14 protein-coding genes and 4 pseudogenes are annotated in these 20,321 nt (G+C 31.5%); 11 read left to right on the top strand and 7 right to left on the bottom strand.

Going from position 1 to position 20,321, the window contains the following annotated elements; all coding sequences use genetic code 11:
• The first annotated feature begins 146 nt into the window (after positions 1 to 146).
• Positions 147 to 2,165, top strand: coding sequence for a cation:proton antiporter (locus LFT63_RS11865; RefSeq protein WP_340769371.1), 2,019 nt, complete (start codon positions 147 to 149; stop codon positions 2,163 to 2,165).
• Positions 2,166 to 2,288: 123 nt separating this feature from the next.
• On the opposite strand, the gene hxlB is transcribed toward LFT63_RS11865, so the two are convergent.
• Both hxlB and hxlA read right to left on the bottom strand, forming a co-directional pair.
• Positions 2,289 to 2,837, bottom strand: a complete 549-nt coding sequence (gene hxlB / locus LFT63_RS11860) for a 6-phospho-3-hexuloisomerase (protein WP_089589880.1) — start codon at positions 2,835 to 2,837, stop codon at positions 2,289 to 2,291.
• Positions 2,838 to 2,839: 2 nt separating this feature from the next.
• Entirely contained in the window at positions 2,840 to 3,472 is a 633-nt protein-coding gene (gene hxlA / locus LFT63_RS11855) for a 3-hexulose-6-phosphate synthase (protein ID WP_340769368.1), read from the bottom strand.
• 272 nt (positions 3,473 to 3,744) lie between these two features.
• On the opposite strand from hxlA, the pseudogene LFT63_RS11850 reads away from it, so the two are divergent.
• The 6 genes and pseudogenes from LFT63_RS11850 to LFT63_RS11825 all read left to right on the top strand — a co-directional run bounded on the left by LFT63_RS11850 (position 3,745) and on the right by LFT63_RS11825 (position 10,938).
• Positions 3,745 to 4,963: pseudogene (locus tag LFT63_RS11850) on the top strand (glucose-6-phosphate isomerase).
• Positions 4,964 to 5,003: 40 nt separating this feature from the next.
• Positions 5,004 to 6,410: an NADP-dependent phosphogluconate dehydrogenase gene (gene gndA, locus LFT63_RS11845; RefSeq protein WP_089589882.1), complete on the top strand. Its 1,407-nt coding sequence runs from the start codon at positions 5,004 to 5,006 to the stop codon at positions 6,408 to 6,410.
• Positions 6,411 to 6,561: 151 nt separating this feature from the next.
• Positions 6,562 to 8,038, top strand: a pseudogene (gene zwf / locus LFT63_RS11840) (glucose-6-phosphate dehydrogenase).
• Positions 8,039 to 8,136: 98 nt separating this feature from the next.
• Entirely contained in the window at positions 8,137 to 10,395 is a 2,259-nt protein-coding gene (locus LFT63_RS11835; protein ID WP_340769365.1) for an excinuclease ABC subunit UvrA, read from the top strand.
• Between the two features lie 11 nt (positions 10,396 to 10,406).
• A pseudogene (locus LFT63_RS11830) lies at positions 10,407 to 10,481 on the top strand (winged helix-turn-helix transcriptional regulator); the annotation flags it as partial.
• A gap of 118 nt (positions 10,482 to 10,599) precedes the next feature.
• Positions 10,600 to 10,938 (top strand): winged helix-turn-helix transcriptional regulator, encoded by a 339-nt coding sequence (locus LFT63_RS11825; protein WP_089589884.1) that lies wholly within the window; start codon positions 10,600 to 10,602, stop codon positions 10,936 to 10,938.
• An 84-nt stretch (positions 10,939 to 11,022) separates the two neighbouring features.
• Here LFT63_RS11825 and LFT63_RS11820 read toward each other — a convergent pair whose 3' ends face one another.
• Both LFT63_RS11820 and LFT63_RS11815 read right to left on the bottom strand, forming a co-directional pair.
• Complete coding sequence (locus LFT63_RS11820) at positions 11,023 to 12,177, bottom strand: zinc-dependent alcohol dehydrogenase (RefSeq protein WP_072291879.1); 1,155 nt, start codon at positions 12,175 to 12,177, stop codon at positions 11,023 to 11,025.
• Positions 12,178 to 12,410: 233 nt separating this feature from the next.
• Positions 12,411 to 12,473 (bottom strand): annotated as a pseudogene (locus LFT63_RS11815) (plasmid mobilization protein); the annotation flags it as partial.
• A gap of 15 nt (positions 12,474 to 12,488) precedes the next feature.
• On the opposite strand from LFT63_RS11815, the gene LFT63_RS11810 reads away from it, so the two are divergent.
• Positions 12,489 to 13,307 (top strand): hypothetical protein, encoded by an 819-nt coding sequence (locus LFT63_RS11810; protein WP_340769360.1) that lies wholly within the window; start codon positions 12,489 to 12,491, stop codon positions 13,305 to 13,307.
• 438 nt (positions 13,308 to 13,745) lie between these two features.
• On the opposite strand, the gene LFT63_RS11805 is transcribed toward LFT63_RS11810, so the two are convergent.
• Together LFT63_RS11805 and LFT63_RS11800 are read right to left on the bottom strand one after the other, a co-directional pair.
• Positions 13,746 to 15,146: an SLC45 family MFS transporter gene (locus tag LFT63_RS11805; RefSeq protein ID WP_445684208.1), complete on the bottom strand. Its 1,401-nt coding sequence runs from the start codon at positions 15,144 to 15,146 to the stop codon at positions 13,746 to 13,748.
• A 160-nt stretch (positions 15,147 to 15,306) separates the two neighbouring features.
• On the bottom strand, positions 15,307 to 16,296 hold the full coding sequence (locus LFT63_RS11800) for a LacI family DNA-binding transcriptional regulator (protein ID WP_340769358.1): 990 nt from the start codon (positions 16,294 to 16,296) through the stop codon (positions 15,307 to 15,309).
• 312 nt (positions 16,297 to 16,608) lie between these two features.
• On the opposite strand from LFT63_RS11800, the gene LFT63_RS11795 reads away from it, so the two are divergent.
• Positions 16,609 to 18,267 (top strand): alpha-amylase family glycosyl hydrolase, encoded by a 1,659-nt coding sequence (locus tag LFT63_RS11795; RefSeq protein WP_089589888.1) that lies wholly within the window; start codon positions 16,609 to 16,611, stop codon positions 18,265 to 18,267.
• 228 nt (positions 18,268 to 18,495) lie between these two features.
• Here LFT63_RS11795 and LFT63_RS11790 read toward each other — a convergent pair whose 3' ends face one another.
• The gene (locus tag LFT63_RS11790) at positions 18,496 to 18,831 is read right to left on the bottom strand and encodes a MerR family transcriptional regulator (RefSeq protein ID WP_047211174.1); all 336 of its coding nucleotides are present in this window, start codon (positions 18,829 to 18,831) and stop codon (positions 18,496 to 18,498) included.
• Between the two features lie 77 nt (positions 18,832 to 18,908).
• Between LFT63_RS11790 and LFT63_RS11785 the strand changes: the two genes are divergently transcribed.
• Both LFT63_RS11785 and LFT63_RS11780 read left to right on the top strand, forming a co-directional pair.
• The gene (locus tag LFT63_RS11785) at positions 18,909 to 19,592 is read left to right on the top strand and encodes a DJ-1/PfpI family protein (RefSeq protein WP_089589889.1); all 684 of its coding nucleotides are present in this window, start codon (positions 18,909 to 18,911) and stop codon (positions 19,590 to 19,592) included.
• Between the two features lie 21 nt (positions 19,593 to 19,613).
• On the top strand, positions 19,614 to 20,279 hold the full coding sequence (locus tag LFT63_RS11780) for an NAD(P)-binding oxidoreductase (protein WP_340769347.1): 666 nt from the start codon (positions 19,614 to 19,616) through the stop codon (positions 20,277 to 20,279).
• The last annotated feature ends 42 nt before the right edge of the window (positions 20,280 to 20,321 follow it).

Here is a 20,321-nt window from a genome sequence, read left to right as displayed (position 1 = left end):
GCAAGCTAATTAACAATTTAATAAGAAATTTTTTATTAAATAATATACTTGCCTTGTAGTTAAAAACTATCCTATATTTAAAAGATAGCTCTTACTATAAAAGGAATTTTCATTTTAATAACAGAATAAATGAAAGAAGGGTTGATATGGAAACAGTTGAAGGACTTTTGATTTTTATAATAGCTATAGTTATAGCTTCATTAATTCATTCATTATTTATAAAAAAAATCCCCTTAGCATTTATACAGATTTTTATAGGGATTTTAATATTTATATTACCTATTCCAGTGCATTTTGATTTTAATACAGAGGTATTTATGTTGTTGTTAATCGCTCCATTATTATTTGTAGATGGTGTCAATGTATCGAGAGAAAGTTTTGGTCTTTATATAACACCTATAATGCTTATGGCGCTTGGCCTTGTCTTTTTTACCGTTATTGGCGTAGGTTTTATAATACATGGTATTTGGTCTGATTTACCATTAGCTGCTAGTTTTGCTATCGTTGCAGTATTATGTCCTACGGATGCAGTAGCGGTATCAACAATTACAAAAGGTAAATTATTACCAAAAGGGTCTATGACTATCTTAGAAGGAGAATCACTATTTAATGATGCCGCAGGTATTATTTCATTTAATATAGCAATTCTTGCATTAATGACTGGAGATTTTTCACTTTCAAATGCTATGAGTCAGTTTTTAATTTCTGCTATTGGAGGTCTTTTTGTAGGAGCAATAATAGGTGTTGCACTTGTTAGATTAAGAATTTCGCTTTCTTTAAAAGGTATTGAAAATAATAATATTTTTGTATTTATACAATTATTAACACCCATTATAACATTTGTTATCGCAGAAATGTTTCATGCTTCTGGAATTATAGCAGCTGTAGTAGCTGGTTTAGTACATGGATTTGAACGCGATCGTATAGCTCAATTTAGCGCTCAGCTACAATTAAGTTATACGCAAACTTGGAATTTACTAAGTTATCTATTAAATGGTTTTGTATTCGTACTTTTAGGTTATACTGTGCCTAAAAGTATCCAAAATATTATTGCATCAGAACCACAAAACCTAGCATTTTTATTAGCGATTACGCTTATTATTGCATTACTAATTTATGGTTTCAGATTTTTGTGGGTTTATTCATTTTATCCATTATTTTATTCAAAACATAAGAACTCGCAAAATAAACAACATACTAATAGAGGTATGTATTCTCTAATTATGACCTTATGTGGCGTACATGGCACTATTTCTTTAGCAATTGCGCTGACCTTGCCCTTTACAAATGACGGTCATGCTTTCAGTTTTAGAAATGATTTATTATTTATTGCATCAGTAATGATTATTATTAGTTTAATTATAGCTCAAGTACTTTTACCTGTTTTTACTACAAATATAGAAGAAAATAAAGTTATAGGATTGAATTTTATAGAAACTCGAATTCTCATATTAGAACGTACTATTGATTATCTAAAAAATCAATCGACACCAAGAACATCATATAAATATGGTAGTGTTATAAAAAGTTATCATGATCGTATAAAGTTCATGAAATATTCGAAACAAAACACAGAAAACCCAAGAGAATTAAATCGTCTTCGTCATATTGCTTTTGAAACAGAAATGGATACACTTAATCAATTGATAAAGGATAACAAATTATCACAAAATGAATTTGATGATTACTGTACTTATACAGATCATAGACAAAGGTATAATCGTGCTTCATTATTTAAAAGAGTATTGATATGGTTTGAATTAACGATAGTGCGTAAGCAGTTTACAGACCAGTCAAAAAATAAACGAAATTTAAATAGAGGTGAAATCTCGGAGAAAACAGCAAATGTAATGAGAATAATTTACTATAATATCGCTAAACGTTTGTCTAAAGAGACGACAAATGATAATGAGTTGGAAGTTATGCAAGTTTGTGACAGTTATTTAATGCGAAATGATAATTTAACATTAGCAAATTCCAATTTAATTAATTATAAAGATCATAACCATATAACAGTATATCGAATTAAATTAACTGCATTGAACGAACAAAGAAATGTTCTTAATCAGCTTATTGAGTCAGGAAAAGTAAGTTGGAATATAGCTCTTCAAGTTAGTAAATCTATAAATTATGATGAGATGATGGTTTTAGATAAATTAATATAAAGTTTAGAGTTACATAGCGTGTGAAATGCCATAACAAAAAGAACCTTAACTATGAGTTAAGGTTCTTTTTGTTAAGTGAAATAATATAAAAAGTTCAATATATTTCGCTATCCATAAAAAATTTTATTCTAAGTTGGCATGATTTTGTTGCATCATAGTTTCATCAATGTCATCTTCAGACATTAATCCTAAAACCACACTATCTAAAAATATTAGAGAAGATTGTTCAAACAAGCTTCCAAGTGGCTGCATTGAACCTTCTGCATCATGTTTTGTTCCTGCAGGTAGAACTACTGATAAGTCGGCTAATTGGCCGATTTTTGTATTTGATTTTGTAGTAATGAGTGCTATTATTGCTCCGATTGAATCTGCTTTCTCTGCAAGCAAACGTAGATGCTCAGTCGAGCCCGACCCCGAAATAATAATAAATAAATCATTATTGCTAATAGATGGCGTTGTAGTTTCTCCTACAACGTAGGACACTTTATCTAATTGGTTTAATCGCATAGCAAAACTATTTGCAATAAAACCAGAACGCCCTTTACCAGCAACGAAAACTCGAGGGGCTTGAGTTACGAGTTGTCCAAATCCTTGATATACATTGTTTTCAAGTTGTGAAAATGTGCTTTCTAACTCTTCAACGATCAGGTTGTAATTGTTGAATTCTGTCATGATTATCTACCTTCAATCGCATCTCTACAACTTTTTGCTGCTGCTTTAGGGTCATCAGCATTAGCGATACCACCACCTACAATAATTAAATCTGGGTTTTCAGCAACAATGCTTTCAATAGTATCAGGTTTAATACCACCAGCTACAGCTACTTTAGAGTTTTTAATTACAGATTTAACCTTACGTAAGTTTTCTAGTGGAGATTGACCTTGTGCTTGTAAATCATAACCTGTGTGTACGGCAATGTAATCAGCACCCATTTCATCTAATTCTTTTGCGCGTTTCTCAATGTCTTGTACAGCAATTAAGTCAACTAATAATTCTTTATTATACTTATGAGCTTCTTCAATTGCAGCTTTAATAGAAGCATCTTCAGCTACTCCTAAAATAGTAGTAATATCAGCACCAAATTTAACAGCTTGACTCACTTCATAATCTGCAGCATCCATAATCTTTAAATCTGCTAAAACTTGGGCTTTACTAATTGATTTGCTCAATAATTCAACAGCAGGTAGACCTTCGTTTATTACAATCGGTGTTCCTATTTCAACAATATCGACGTATTCTTCCACTTCTTGAGCTAGTTTCGCCGCTTCTTCTTTATTTAATAAATCAATAGCTAATTGTAATTTCATTTTATATCAACCTTTCAATATTTGGTATAACTAATTTTACATAGATTCTGTTTTTAAACAATACTGACAAATTAGTCATGTTTTAAATTTTAAAAAGTCTATGTGTATTAATATGGATTTATATGACAAAAATTTCAGTATTAACAAATATAAATACTATTGATATAAATATAGGGTAATCGATTTTTGAAAACATTTTTTATATCACTCGTTAATATTGTAAATAAAAAAAACAATTAATTTAATAGTTCAATTTTAAAGGAGAGAATAAGGTGACTCATATTCAATTCGATTACAGTAAGACTTTAGAATTTTTCGATAAACATGAATTAGATCAACAGAAAGATATTGTTAAAACAATTCATCATACCATTCATCAAGGGACAGGCGCAGGGAATGACTTTTTAGGTTGGTTAGACTTACCTGTTGATTACGATAAATAATAATTTTCAAGAATTGTGGAAGCGTCAAAACGTATTAAATTGAACTCTGACGTGCTCGTTGTAAAGGTTCTTATCTAGGTTTGCATGCAGCGATTGAGATGCTAACTTCATCATTTAGAACAAGTACGAAATATCCTAAATCGTATTTATAGGTAATCATCTATCATCAAGTTATAAGAAAGAATTAATCAATTACTTAGCATATAAAGATTTTTCAGTAAATGTGATTTCTAAATCTGCGACAACAACTGAACCAGCTGTTGCATTTAGATTATTTAAACAATTAGCAGATAATGAAGGATATGAAACATTCGTAGTACCAGATGATGTCGGTGGAAGATTTTCCGTTCTAACAGCAGTCGATTTATGACCGATTACCGCAACCGGTATTAATATCGATTCAATCATGGTTGGTGCGGCTAAAGCACCCGAAGAATTATCATCAGAAGATTTAGACCAAAATATCGCGTATCAATATGCAACGATTCGTAATATTTTATATGGCAAAGGTTATACAACAGAAATATTAATTAACTATGAACCTTCTATGCAATATTTCAATAAATGGTGGAAACAATTATACGGTGAATCAGAAGGCAAAGACTGTAAAGGTATTTATCCTTCAAGCGCCAATTACACAACTGACTTATATTCTTTAGGACAATATGTTCAAGAGGGGCGTCGTTTCTTATTTGAGACGGTTGTTAAAGTGAACCATCCTAAACACGATATTACTATCGAACAAGACAATGATAATTTAGATGGTTTGAGTTATCTAGCTGGTAAAACGATAGATGAGGTTAACACGAAATCTTTTGAAGGTACATTATTAGCGCATACTAATGGTGGCGTTCCTAATATCGTCGTTAACATACCCTAATTAGATGAAGAAACGTTTGCTTATATCGTTTACTTCTTTGAAATTGCTTATGCCATGAGTGGATACCAACTAAGCGTTAATCCATTTAACCAACCTGGTGTAGAAGCATATAAACAAAATATGTTTGCATTATTAGGTAAACCTGGTTTTGAAGATAAGAAAAAATAATTAGAAAAAAGATTAAAACAATAATGATAGGAGAGATACAGTGAAAAAAGATATAGGTGTATTTGGATTAGGAGTCATGGGTAAGAATCTTGCTAAAAATATTAAATCAAATCATCATAGTGTTTCTGTTTATAGTATTTCATCTAAAGAAATTGATGAGTTAATAAAACATTCTAATGAAACAATACATCCAACTTATACACTTGAAGATTTTGTATCTTCACTGGAAAAGCCACGAAAGATATTACTAATGGTTAAAGCTGGTGAACCTACTGATAAAGCTATTGAAAATTTAGTGCCCTTCTTAGATCCAGGAGATATTGTAATTGATGGTGGTAATACAAACTATCAAAATACAATTAGTAGAAATAAAGAGTTAGCTAAAAGTTGTATTCACTTTATTGGAATGGGAGTGTCAGGTGGCGAATTTGGTGCCCTAAATGGCCCATCACTTATGCCTGGCGGACCAAAAGAAGCATTTTATCAAGTGAGTAATATTTTAGAATCTATATCAGCAAAAGCTGAAGATGGTAATCCATGTGTGACTTATATTGGTCCAAATGGTTCAGGACACTATGTGAAAATGGTACATAATGGCATTGAATACGCCGACATGCAATTAATTGCAGAAAGTTATGCACTTATGAAGTATTTATTAGGGATGTCACATCAAGATATAGCCCAAACATTTAGACGTTGGAATGAGGGGGAGTTATCGAGTTATTTAATTGAAGTAACTAGCGATATTTTTAATAAATTAGATAAGGAAACTAGAGAACCCCTCGTGGAGCAAATTTTAGATACTGCAGGACAAAAAGGTACAGGCAAGTGGACTGCTATTAATGCATTAGATATAGGGATACCACTTACTATTATTACTGAATCTGTGTTTGCACGTTTTATATCTTCATTAAAAGAAGAACGTGTTAATGCATCAAAACAATTGTCTGGACCGAAAATTAACTTTTATGAAGATAAAGAAGAATTCCTTGAAAATATACGGAAAGCACTTTATTTAAGTAAAATCTGCTCATATGCACAAGGGTTTGATCAAATAAAAAAAGCAAGTAAAGATCAGGAATGGAGTATTCGCCTTGGAGAACTAGCAATGATTTGGCGTGAAGGTTGTATTATTCGAGCTCAGTTCTTACAAAAAATCAAAGAAGCTTATGATAAAGATGAGAATCTACAAAATCTATTACTAGACTCATATTTCAAAAATATTGCAACAAACTACCAAGAAGCTTTACGTGATGTTATAACAACTGCTGTAAAAAATGGAATTCCGACACCAGGTTTCTCTGCGAGTATTAACTATTATGATAGTTATCGCTCAGAAAACTTACCTGCTAACTTAATACAGGCGCAACGCGATTATTTTGGAGCTCACACATATGAACGTAAAGATAAAAACGGTGTATATCATACTCAGTGGATTGAGGAGTAGTTATTATTTAAATTATCGAATATTTGATAATTCAATAAACAAAGGAGGCAATAAAAATATCTAAGAATATATATTTTTACTGCTTTCTTTATGATGGTTAAAATATATTCAAAAAATAATATTAAAAATTTAACCACAATAGAAAGAAGGTATTGATTTTGGAAAAAATGTTTCTGCCCTTATAACAATATTTGGAGCGACAGGCGATTTAAGTTATCGAAAATTATTTCCCTCTATATATATAATTTATTTCAAAAAGGTTATTTTAAGAATTCACTCGCAATTATCGGTACAGGTTTAAACAAATTAACTACTGATGAATTTAGAGTTCAAGTTAAAAGAGCTATAGAAAAGAACATTGAAAATCCAAAGAAGATTGATGCGTTTTTAGAACATTTATTTTATAAACAACAAGACGTTAATACTAAAGAGAGTTATCAAGATTTGTTACAAATGAGTTTAGAACTTGATGATAAGTTTGATCTAAAAGGGAACCAATTATTCTATCTTGCAATGTCTCCTAACTTCTTTGGAATTGTAACAAACTATTTGAAAGAGACTGGATTAACTAATGTGCAAGGATTTAAACGAATAATTATAGAAAAACCATTTGGTGATGATTTAAAGTCTGCTGAAAAATTAAATAATCAAATAAGGAAGTCATTTAAAGAACAGGAAATCTTTAGAATTGATCACTATTTAGGTAAAGAGATGATTCAAAATATCGAACGTCTTCGATTTGGAAACACTATATTTGAACCACTTTGGAATAATAAATATATTTCCAATATACAAGTAACATCATCAGAAACTCTAGGTATAGAGGATCGAGGTTCTTACTATGAATCGAGTGGCGCTCTAAAAGACATGGTGCAAAATCATTTATTACAAATGGTTTCGTTACTTGCAATGGAACCTCCAATTAGTAGAAAAAGTAGTGATATAAGAAAAGAAAAAGTTCAAGTCTTAAAATCTTTGAAATGTTTTAATCCGAATGAAATTAAAAAAATTTCGTACGTGGTCAATATGATGGGGGAATGATGAATAATGAGTTCGTTCCTGCATATAGAAATGAATCTAATGTAGATTCACAATCTGATACTGAAACTTTTATAGCAGGTAAAATAGAAATTCAAAACTCTAGATGGGCTGGTGTTCCATTTTATATTCGTACAGGAAAAAGAATGAAGAAAAAATCTATCCAAATCATTATAAAGTTTAAAAAATCCTATGCATTTATATTATAGTAATTGTGAACAGGATGCACCAAATTTATTAGTCCTCAACGTACAACCTAATGAAGGATTTTCTTTATGTGTGAATGGTAAGAAAAGTAATCAAAATAATGAAATGCAAAAAGTGAAGCTTCATTATACTATGCCGATTAAAGATAAAATGAATACAGTTGATGCGTATGAAAATCTTATTTACGATGCATTAATTGGAGAACAAAAAAACTTTACGCGTTGGGAAGAATTAAAACATTCTTGGAAATTTGTTGATGATATTGAAAATGTGTGGAAACAAGAACAGCCACAGTTTCCTAATTATATCTCTGGAAGCTATGGACTAAAGAAAGTGAAAAATTACTTAGTGAAGATGGATTGAATTGGTGGAATAATTTGTAATATACAAGACTTTAAGTCGTCGTCTTTTGAATGAGTAGTTAATCATTGATTAATATGCAATAATCAATGTTATAAAGATTATAAAAGGAGGATATTTAATGGATTTTATTAATATTACAGGTGCTTCACAAAATAACTTGAAAAACATAGATGTAAATATCCCAAAACATTTAGTAACCGTATTTACAGGACGTTCTGGTTCAGGGAAATCATCTTTAGTATTTAATACTATTGCTGCGGAATCTGAACAGCTACTAAATGAAAGTTATTCCAGTTATATTCAATTTCATTTAAATCAACAACCCAGACCGAAAGTAAAAAAAATTAAAAATCTTCCTGTAGCAATGACGATTAATCAGAAAAGATTCAATGGGAATTCTCGCTCTACGGTAGGAACGGTTTCGGATATATATGCCTCCGTTAGATTACTCTGGTCTAGAATAGGCGAACCGTTTGTTGGATATTCAGATGCATATTCCTTCAATAGTCCTAAGGGCATGTGTAAAACTTGTGAAGGATTAGGATATATTGAAGACATTAACTTAGATGAGTTGCTAGATTGGGATAAGTCTTTAAATGAAGGTGCAATAGACTTTCCTTCTTTTGGACCAGATAAAGAGCGTGGTAAAGCCTATCGAGATAGTGGTTTATTTGATAATAATAAAAAATTGAAAGACTATACAAAAGATGAATTAGAATTATTTTTATATCAAGAGCCAATGACGTTAAAAAATCCTCCGAAAGAATGGAGAAAGTCAGCTAAATATGTAGGACTAATACCTAGATTCAGTAGAATATTTTTAGGCGATAAAGAATTTAATAAGAAACGCTACGCCAAACATCTTAAAAATGTAGTAAATAATAAAATATGTCCTACATGTAAAGGTCAACGTTTAAACTCGAAAATATTAAGTTCTAAAATTATGAGTAAAAATATTTCTGATTTTACACAAATGACAATTAAGGAAAATTTAGAGTTTCTTAATAAATTAGAGGATCCAACAGCTAAATATATTATTGATCCTCTCAAAAAGCAGTTAGAAGCACTAGAATATATTGGATTAAGTTATTTAACGCTTAACCGTGTAACAACGACATTATCAGGCGGTGAAGCGCAACGTCTTAAATTAATACGTCATTTAAATAGTTCTTTATCAGATTTAGTTTACATTATAGATGAACCAAGTGTTGGCTTGCACCCAGAAGATATAGCTAAAATCAATGAAATTTTAAAATCTTTAAAAGACAAAGGTAATACTGTGTTAATTGTTGAACATGATCCCGATGTCATTAAAGAAGGAGACTATATCATAGATATGGGTCCAGGTTCAGGAAAAAATGGTGGTGAAATCACATTTGAAGGCACATATAATGAATTACTATCTTCAAATACTTCGACAGGTAACGCATTACGTAACAAGCATAATTTAAAAGAGAGTATTCGTGAAGCTAACCATTTTTATAATATCGGTCCTGTGACACAAAACAATTTAAATAACGTAAAAACGTCTATACCTAAACATGTATTAACAGTCTTAACGGGCGTTGCTGGTTCAGGTAAAAGTACCCTTGTTAAAGCAGGTTTTGAAAATAATGACCATACCATCTTTATTGATCAAAAAGCAATTCAAGGATCTAATAGATCTAATCTATTAACGTATTTAGGTGTTTTTGATAGTGTAAGAAGCTTTTTCAGTAAAGAAACTGGCTTAAATAAAGCTATGTTTAGTTATAATTCAAAAGGTGCCTGTCCAAATTGTGGTGGAAAGGGGTATATTAAAACGGAACTTGCTTTTATGGGTGATTTTTCACAGACATGTGAAGTTTGTCATGGCAAACGTTATAAACAAGAAGTATTAGATGCTACCATAGAGGGGTATTCAATCGCCGATGTTCTCGATTTGACGGTTGACGAAGGTATCATTTTCTTTGATAAAAAGAATGATATTAAGTCAAAATTACAATCTGTAAGTAAAACAGGTTTGAATTATATGTCACTTGGACAACCTTTATCCACTTTGTCTGGTGGAGAGATACAACGCGTGAAACTAGGACAACATTTAGATGAAGAGATAAAGAATAATATTTTTATTTTTGATGAACCAACCACAGGCTTACATGAATCGGATATCCCTATATTGATGGAGTGTTTTGATGATTTAATTGATCGAAACAATACTGTTATTTTGATTGAACATAATTTATCGATTATGTGTGAAGCAGATTGGATCATCGATGTCGGCCCAGGTCCTGGTTTGGATGGTGGAAAGGTCAAATTTAGTGGAACACCTAAAAACTTTATTGATAGTTCAGAAACATTGACATCTAAACACTTGAAACGCTATATCAATCAGTAGAAATAGAAGAGTTGGATGAGTTTATATTTATTATATTCATTCAACTCTTTTCTCATCATAGGTTCTTTCAGTATAAAAATATTGAAAGAATAATGCCTTATTACAATATGAACGACTATATTGTCTTTCTTTTAATGATACGGTCGCGTTATAATAAAATGTAGTACTGACAAAAAAGTCTATATGTAGGAAAGGAGTGAGAAGATGTTAATTGAATATAATAACAAGGAATTTTATACAGCTAAAGATTTAGCTTTATCTGTTATTGGAGGAAAATGGAAAATACCTATCATATACCAGTTATTACAAACAGAAGTTTTACGACTTAGTGAGTTTGAAAAATTGCTGCCTGAGATTAATCAAAGAATGCTTATTAGACAGCTTAGAGAATTAGAGAATGATAAAATTATTGAAAGAATCGTCTACCCAGTTGTTCCACCAAAAGTTGAGTATAAATTAACGGATATAGGAAAAACACTTGATAAAATAGTATATGCAATTTGTGACTGGGGAGATGAATTTCTAGAAGAAATTTCTAAATAATAAAATGTTGAATTTCAAATATATATGTAAAAGACGCCTCAACATTGAATGAGTTATTCAAAGCAAGGCGTCTTTATCTATGTGTTATTGTGGTTTTAGAATGACTTTAATATTATTATCTTTTTTCTGATCAAAAATATCATATGCTTGTTTTGCATCTTCTAAAGGCATTGTATGCGTTATAATTTCTGTTGGATCGAAAACTTCATTTTTAATCATTTCATATAATTTTGGCATTTGATGAATAACTGGCGCTTGACCGCTTTTCACTTGAACATTTCTATTAAAAATTAAATCTATTGGATAATTATCTGCTGGCGTTCCATAAATACCAGTTAATTGAATGGTACCAAATTTTCTTACTGATTCAGCTGCTGTAATAATTGGACTAATATTACCTCGTTGAGCAGAATTTGAACTTATTTCTAAATCATCTTGAGCTACTTGTCCATCCATTCCTACACAATCTATAACAACATCTGCACCGCCACGCGTCGTTTCATGAAGTAGCTTTCCAATATTATCTTCTTTAGAAAAATTATATACTTCAGCACTGTTATATTTTTTCGCATGGTTTAATCTATGCTCCACATTGTCAATGGCAATCACTCGTTCAGCACCTTTTAATTTAGCAAATTTTTGTGCCATTAAACCGATTGGGCCACAACCGAGAACAATAACAGTATCCCCAGATTTTACGCCTGCATGTTCAACACTCCAATAAGCTGTTGGGACAACATCAGATAAAAACAATACTTGTTCGTCTTTCAAATCACTATCCGGAACTTTGAATGAAGAGAAGTCAGCAAACGGCACTCTTAAATATTCAGCTTGACCGCCCCAATGGTTTCCGTGCATAGCGCTACCAAATCCGAACAGACCACCGTTATCCATTTTCCAACTTGCTGGTGATGGATTAGAATTATCACATTGAGATTCCATGTCATTATTACAATAGAAACAATCGCCGCAACCTATGTTAAAAGGTATAACAACTCTATCACCTTTTTTTAAAGTTTTAACATCTTTTCCTACTTCTTCTACAATGCCCATCGGCTCATGTCCAATAACAAAACCAGGATCCATAAATAAATCACCTTGATGATATAGGTGTAAATCAGAACCACATATACCTGAAGCTGTTATTTTAATAATTGCATCTGTTGATTCTTCTATTGTTGGATCACTTACTTCACGAACTTCCATATTTTTATGACCTTGATACGTCACTGCTTTCATTTAAATCACACTCCTTTAGTTAATTTATCCTCTATATTAAAATATAAACGAAAAAAAAGTAAATTGAGTAATTATTATTTAGTGAGAAAATCTTGTGTTAAATATAAACATACATAATGTACATATAAAGCATGTGAATTTATTGGATATAATGGACTTTTTAAAAAGATAGTATATATAACAAATGGCTGAAACTTTAAATATTCGGATTCGCTCACACGAAAACTAATTTATTTTGGCACCTTACGGTTGAGTTTACAATTTTGCCCAATAGTTTCGTCGCTAGCTACAAACGTGCCAGATGCGCCAGCTTGTTGGCCGAAGAAGGTAAATTTGAACGCTCGAACTCAGAAATTAAAGCTATCGTGAATGGTCGAGAAGTACGATGGGAAGAAATTAAACATTGGAAATCAATTTGTGCAGCACATGTCTTACAAGAATTGATAGATTTAGGGCAGGACGTTTATCTTAACCAACAGGTCTTAACTCATCAAAATTTTTATCAATTAACTGAAGATGAACTGATACAAGCAGCAATTGAAAGCAAATTGGCTTTAGGAACAGATAAAATACTAGAAATCTACGACGAACGTTTAAATGAAAGTGATGCTATATGGAAAACATTTGTTCAATGTACGCCAAAGTATTCCTCCTTTAAAGAACGTCATGTCATCATCGGAGTAGAAGGTATTAACCCAACAACGGTCAGCAATATTGACCAAGAAAGTGGTATGTCTTTAGAAGGTTCATATAGTCTTCATCCTGAACTCTCACAAAAAGATAACATGCAACTTGTAATGGAAACATTTGGTAATTACAAACATCCAAGTTTGTTTAAATTTGAAATGTTAGAACCTAACATACATAAACTTCCTGGCGATATCGATCCAAATGCTGCTAAAGTTATTTTTGGTGTGGAGTATCTTGCGCATACTGGACTGAATATTAATCAATATGCAATGCATCAATTCTTTCCGAAAGACAATGGTTTAAAGATTGATTTAGGTATTTTTGTTCCACAAGGTATCCCAGATGAAGCAGTCATTGGACATATGGAACACTTTGCGATTGAATTCTCATCTGTGTTTAAAAACTTGATTGATATGATGAGACGACAGTCTGAGAAATAAATAAAAGAGGCTAAGATTTTGTAGTGAACCAAAATTTGAACTTTTTGGTTAAATTATTTCTTTTAAGGTAAGATTTCTGTATTCAACAGGGGTCTTGACTTTTTAATTCTAATCCTTCACAAGAACTAATTTCTTCTCCATAGGAGTATTATCATAATAATTACCTTTCCTTGATAAGCTTTGAAAAATACGATGATTTTTAAGAGTTTCCAACCAGAGTCTGTCTTGATAGTGCGAATCTTAATCAGAATAAACTATAGTTCGATATTTTAATTCCAGAACATTTCTAATAAAATGTTAAATAATCCCTTTAACCCCCCAAAAAATAGATGGTAAATAGAGTTTTTTATTAGTTCTCATTATATTTAAATGAGTAATATCTTTTAGTTAATATAAAAGTCGACAAGTCTATATAAGATTTGTCGACAATCTGCATTTCTATGATTTCACTATTGTTTTTTCATACTTGGAGTCAATAAAACTTACACACCCCGCAGCCGCCAATAACATTATTCCAGCAAACAACAGCATGTTTGGCATTGATTCACCAAACAACGGGAATAACGCAAAGCTAGCTAAAGAAGCGATAATCTGAGGGAGACAAATTGAACAGTTAAATAATCCTAAATAAGCACCAGCATTTTTTCCATCTGTATTTTCAGTTAATAATGTAAATGTTTGTGTATTCATAGTAAGGTTATTAATTCCAATTAAGCAGAACGATAAAATTAATAACCACTGTGAATGAATAAAGAAAATTGATATAAATCCTATAGCACCCATGAGCAAACCAACTCTTAATACTAATTTTCTTTGATGAGGTTTTGCATATGCAGCTACTATGCCAAATAAAATAGATGCTACAAATTGTACGCCAGTTAATACACCATACCAGTTACCTGCTTCTTGGTATCCTACTGATGAAGGATCTGTAGTACCCCAAACATTATTAGCAATAGCACCAGGTGTATATGTCCATAAATACATAATGGCAAACCAAGTAAAGAATTGAACCAAAGATACTTGCCAAAATTGTTTAGGTGCTTTTAAAAGCAATTGCCATAAATTCAATGAATTTTTACGATTTCTTTTTTCCTCTATTCCATGATACTGTGCATGTAATTTAGGGTTATATTCATTTACAGAACGTACTGTCCAAATAGTTGAAATTAACAGAACAACTGCTGCAATATAATATGCAATTTTTACTGTCATAGGTACTTCACCTTTAGACGCTACGTTCGATACACCCCAAAGTGTTAATAAGAATGGGAGTAAAGTTGCTATAATCCCTCCCATATTCGAAAAAATTTGTTGCCAAGACCAAGCCATGTCTCTTTGTTTTTCAGGAACCATATCACCAATAACCATTTTGTATGGTTGCATACAAGCATTTGCAGTTAAGTCCATAAAAAGTGTCATGATTGCTCCAAATAAAAGAGCAGACAATGATGCATAACCAAAACCAAGTGATCCTGAATTCGGTAATAATACAAGTGTGATAACTCCTATAGGACCGGCTATTAATAAATATGGCATTCGTCTACCAAATCTTGTCCATGTACGATCCGAATAATAACCAATCAATGGTTGAATAATCAAACCAGCTAACGGAGGTAAAATAAAGAACCATCCAAGATTATTGGGGTTCGCTCCTAAGGTTTGGAAAATTCTAGCCATCATAGCTGACTGTAAAGAAAATGCCATGTTTACTCCAAAAAAACCAAAAGTCATTGCAAAAATAATGCTCTTTTTCAATATTGGCAAGCTCAATTTTTCTGACAATGGCTTTTCTTTCTCACTACTGTATTGATAACCTAAACCATCTGTGTCTTTCATTTTAAAATCTCCTTAAAAAATAACAGTCTTTAAAGTATGCGATTACTTTAAAGACTGTTATTTCATATAATATTTTCTACACACATCAGTCTTCGTTAATTATGTAATCGATTACTTACAGATAATAACATATGAAAGTGATTGTGTAAACGATTACACTTTATTTGGATATAGTTGATTTTCTTTCTATTAACTTACCATTTAAAATTATATTTTTTCTTTCCATTGCTTTTTTATCTATAATCTCTATTAACAACTCCATTGCTTTTTCTCCGATTTCATAATTAGGTTGCGAATAGGTTGTAAGTCCAGGTTCAATGATTTCAGCTAATTTAATGTTATCGAACCCTACAACAGAAATATCTGTCGGTATATTTATCTTATGTTCTCTCAACACTTTAATTATTCCAATGGCCATTTCATCATTAGCTGCAAAAATAGCTGTTGGTCTATCTTTCATACTTAAAATATGTCTTGCAATTTTATATCCTGATTCTAAAGAAAAATCTCCTTCAATAATTGTTTCCTTAGTAACTGGATAATTATACTGTCTCATTTTATTTTCAAATCCTAATAAACGCTTTTTCCCCAAAATACTATCTAATGATCCTGTAACATGTATTATTTTCTTTTGCCCTAAATTAATAAGAAAATCTGTAACTGTTTCTGCTGCTTCAACGTTATTAATTGATATTGTAGGGATATCTAAACTTGTGCTTGTTTCACATGCTAACACTATTGGGTATTTATCATAAATATCTTTCATTGTTCTTAAACTTAACTTTGATGTTAATAGGATCATACCGTCTACTTGCCTCTCATAAAGGTATTTAAAATAATTATCTACTTTCTTCTTTTGAGCATCAGCCAAAAGAATTTGATATCCCTTCTTTCCAGCTATACTTTCAATTCCTCTCAGCATATTTGTAAAAAAAGGATTAGTAATATCAGGTACTACAACTAAAATAGTGTTAGTTTCCATTTTTCTTAACTGTCTTCCAATACTATTAGGATAATAATTTAATTTTTCTACAGCATCTAAAACTTTTTTTCTGTTTTTTATAGATACATTCCCGGTATTTGTTAATACTCTTGAAACTGTTGCTGTTGATACTTCTGCAAGTTCAGCCACGTCTTTTATATTTGTCACTCTTGAATCCCCCTTGTTCAATATATACAACTTTGATTAGAAAAAAGTTATTATACTAGCATTCACTCTTAGCTAATACTAAATAAATGAGATATTTTTCTAAATATAATTCGAGCTAAATTAGCTAAACTTATTATATAACATAACCGGCTTTAATGTAATCGTTTACAAAAACTCAAAAACTTGATACATTAAAATGTAATCGATTATATTTTAAATTGTTATTTCTATATTTAAATGGCTAAAAATAAACATAAAGCATACTAATATTTTATTCATTGTAATAACATAAAACGATAAGGAGCGAGAATTATGACAGAAATTAAAGATAGACAATGGTGGAAAGAAGCTGTCGCATACCAAGTTTATCCTCGTAGCTTCAATGATTCTAACAATGATGGTATCGGTGATTTACGTGGAGTAATTCAAAAATTAGATTATTTAAAAGAATTAGGGATTGACGTTATTTGGTTAAGTCCAATGTATGCTTCTCCTAACGATGACAACGGTTATGATATCAGCGATTATCACGCCATTATGAAAGAATTTGGAACTATGGAAGATTTTGATGAACTCTTAGATAAGGTCCATCAGAAAGGAATAAAACTAATTTTAGATCTTGTAGTCAATCATACTTCAGACGAACATCCTTGGTTTATTGAATCTCGTTCAAGTAAAAATAGTCCTAAACGTGATTGGTACTACTGGGCTGATCCGAAGGATGATGGTTCTGAACCTAATAACTGGGAAAGTATCTTTAATGGTTCAACTTGGGAATTTGATGAAAATACAGGACAATATTATTTTCACTTATTCAGTGTTAAACAACCCGATTTAAATTGGGAAAACCCTGAAGTACGAAATGCAGTTATAGACATGATGAATTGGTGGTTCGATAAAGGTATTGATGGTTTTCGTGTAGATGCAATTACGCATCTTAAAAAATCTTGGGAAATGGGAGATTTACCCGTTCCTCCAGGTAAAAAATATGCCCCGGCTTTTGATGCTGATATGAACCGCCCTGGTCTTCAAGATTGGTTACAACAAATCAAAGATGAATCATTAAGTAAGTATGATATTATGACTGTCGGTGAAGCAAATGGAGTAAATCCCGATAATGCTGACGAATGGGTTGGAAGAGAAAATGGTAAATTTAATATGATTTTCCAATTTGAACATTTAGGCTTATGGAATACAGGACAATCTCATTTCGATGTTAAAACTTATAAAAAGGTATTGAACCGTTGGCAAAAAAAACTTGAAAATACTGGATGGAATGCACTATTCATCGAAAACCATGATCAGCCGCGTCGTGTATCTACATGGGGAAATGATAATAAATATTGGTATGAATCAGCTACAAGTCATGCGGTTGTTTACTTTCTACAACAAGGCACACCATTTATTTATCAAGGACAAGAAATTGGAATGACGAACTTTCCGTTTACAAATATAGAGCAATTTAACGATGTATCTGTTAAAAATGAATACCTTATGGTTAAAGAAGAAGGCGGAAATACTGATGCATTATTAGAGAAACACCGCATGGAAAACAGAGATAATTCTCGAACTCCAATGCAATGGAATAATGAAGATTATGCTGGTTTCTCTAATGTTGAACCTTGGTTCCCAGTCAACCCTAACTACGTTTCAATTAATGTCGAACAACAAGAAGCGGATGATCATTCTATATTGCAATTTTACAAAGATTTAATTCAACTTAAAAAATCAGATGACACCTTTACGTATGGAGAATTCAACTTAATTGATTCAGAAAATTCCAGTATCTTTGCATATACTCGCACATTAAGTAATAAAACAGCAGTCATTGTCGGTAATCTAACAAATCAAACAGCAAGTCTAAAAACTGATCTTAAATTAAACAAGGGCGATTTAAAATTGCATAACTATGATACTGAAATTAATACAGATAATATAAAACCCTATGAAGCATTTGTTACTATGATTTAGTTAATAAATTTATTCAGTTGACAATTATCCAAAATCCAAACCCACTCATAACAATATAAATTTTAATTTGAGTGGGTTTGGATTTTTTAATTATATATTATTCACCTTTTTTGTCTAACTTTTAAATTGAGTATTAATAAAATCTCCTATACTATGTGAATAATCATATTTTTATTCTTAATTAATCTTTATATCAAGAAAATCATACAATTGATAGCTCTAAGCATTCTATATTTTCAATTTTTTTCTAATTAGAGAAATATGTTCACTTATCATATTTTTTTGTTTATTCAAGAATTCGAGGTGTGCTCCAAGTATACTTTGTATGTCTATTTTATTTTGATAGAGCATGTCAGTGTTTTTTTGAATTTCTTTTAATGGCATATTTAAATTCCTTAGACACTGGATAAATTTAATCATTTCGATATCGTCGTCTGTGTATAAACGCTGGTTATTGCTGTCTCTATGGATGTGTTTTAATATATTCTTTTTCTCGTAATAACGTAGTTTGCTTTTAGGTATTTTGCAATAATCTGAAACATATTCAATATAGTATTGGGTCATGTAAGCATATCCTTTCTCTTAAACCAAGGTTTAATTGATATTGTATTCTATATAAACATGAATAAGGAGGAAAGACAATGAAAAAATCTTTAATTGTTGTCACAAACATTGCGAAATACGATAATTTAGAAAGGCCTACAGGTGCGTGGTTCTCAGAAGTTACGCACTTTGCAAAAGATTTCTATGACGCAGGTTATGAGGTTGACTTCGTAAGTCCCAATGGTGGATATGTACCTCTTGATCCAGTCAGTCTTAGTCCTGAAATGATGGGTGCTGAGGACTGGAAATACTATACGAATCATGATTACATGAATAAATTTGGACAAACGCTATCTCCGAAAGAGGTTAATCCTAATGACTATCAAGCCATTTACTTCGCAGGTGGACATGGTGCGATTTGGGATTTAAGAAATAACAAAGAACTCAATGACATTGCTTTAAGTATTTACAATAATCAAGGCGTTCTTTCATCTGTATGTCATGGTGCTGTTGGTTTACTAGACATTAAAGAAAATGGCGATTACCTCGTTCATCATAAAGATGTGACTGGTTTTACAAATAGTGAAGAACAAGCAAATGGTACAACTGAATACATGCCATATTTATTAGAAGACGAATTTATTAGTAACGGTGCACATTTTAAAAAAGAGGATGACTGGAGTAATTTTGCAGTCGTAGATGGTCGCATTGTCACTGGTCAAAATCCTCAATCAGGACATGCAGTTGCTGAACATGCTTTAAAGATCTTAGCTAATCAATAATTTTAAAAAGGAGCGATACACATGAAATCATTAATTATTGGCGCTAATGGTGGCGTCGGTCAACATCTCATACGTAAACTAAATGTACGAGATGTTGATTTTACGGCCGGTGTTAGAAAAGAAGAACAAGTTGAAGCTTTAAAAGCAGATGGTATCGATGCAATTTACATTGATGTTGCAAAACAATCTATTGATGAATTAATAGAATTATTTAAACCGTATGATCAAATCCTTTTTTCCGTCGGTTCTGGTGGAAGCACAGGTGACGATCAAACAATCATAGTAGATTTAGACGGTGCAGTGAAAGCAATTAAAGCAAGTGAACACGTCGGTCGTCAACACTTTGTTATGGTATCAACGTACGATTCACGTCGAGAAGCTTTTGATGCGTCAGGCGACTTGAAACCATATACCATTGCAAAACATTATGCGGATGACTACTTAAGACATGCAAGTTTAAAATATACCATCGTGCATCCAGGCGCTTTAACAAACGAACATGAAACGCAACAATTCAATATGAGTGAGCAATTTGAAAATGTACAAAATCCGTCTATTACAAGAGAAGATGTAGCAGAAGTGCTTGTTTCTGTATTAACTGATGAAGCATTACAAGGTCACGAATTCCAAATCATCAATGGTAATTTGTCATTATCAGACGCAACGAATAAATATCTGGAGGAATAATAAATGAATAATCAACAAATTGTACTTGCAAAACGACCCCAA

This window comes from Staphylococcus sp. FSL H8-0121, from assembly GCF_038008425.1.
In the GTDB taxonomy this organism is placed as follows: domain Bacteria; phylum Bacillota; class Bacilli; order Staphylococcales; family Staphylococcaceae; genus Staphylococcus; species Staphylococcus pasteuri.
The sequence above is the reverse complement of the archived record's forward strand: the minus strand, read 5'-3'. Positions and strand labels throughout refer to the sequence as shown.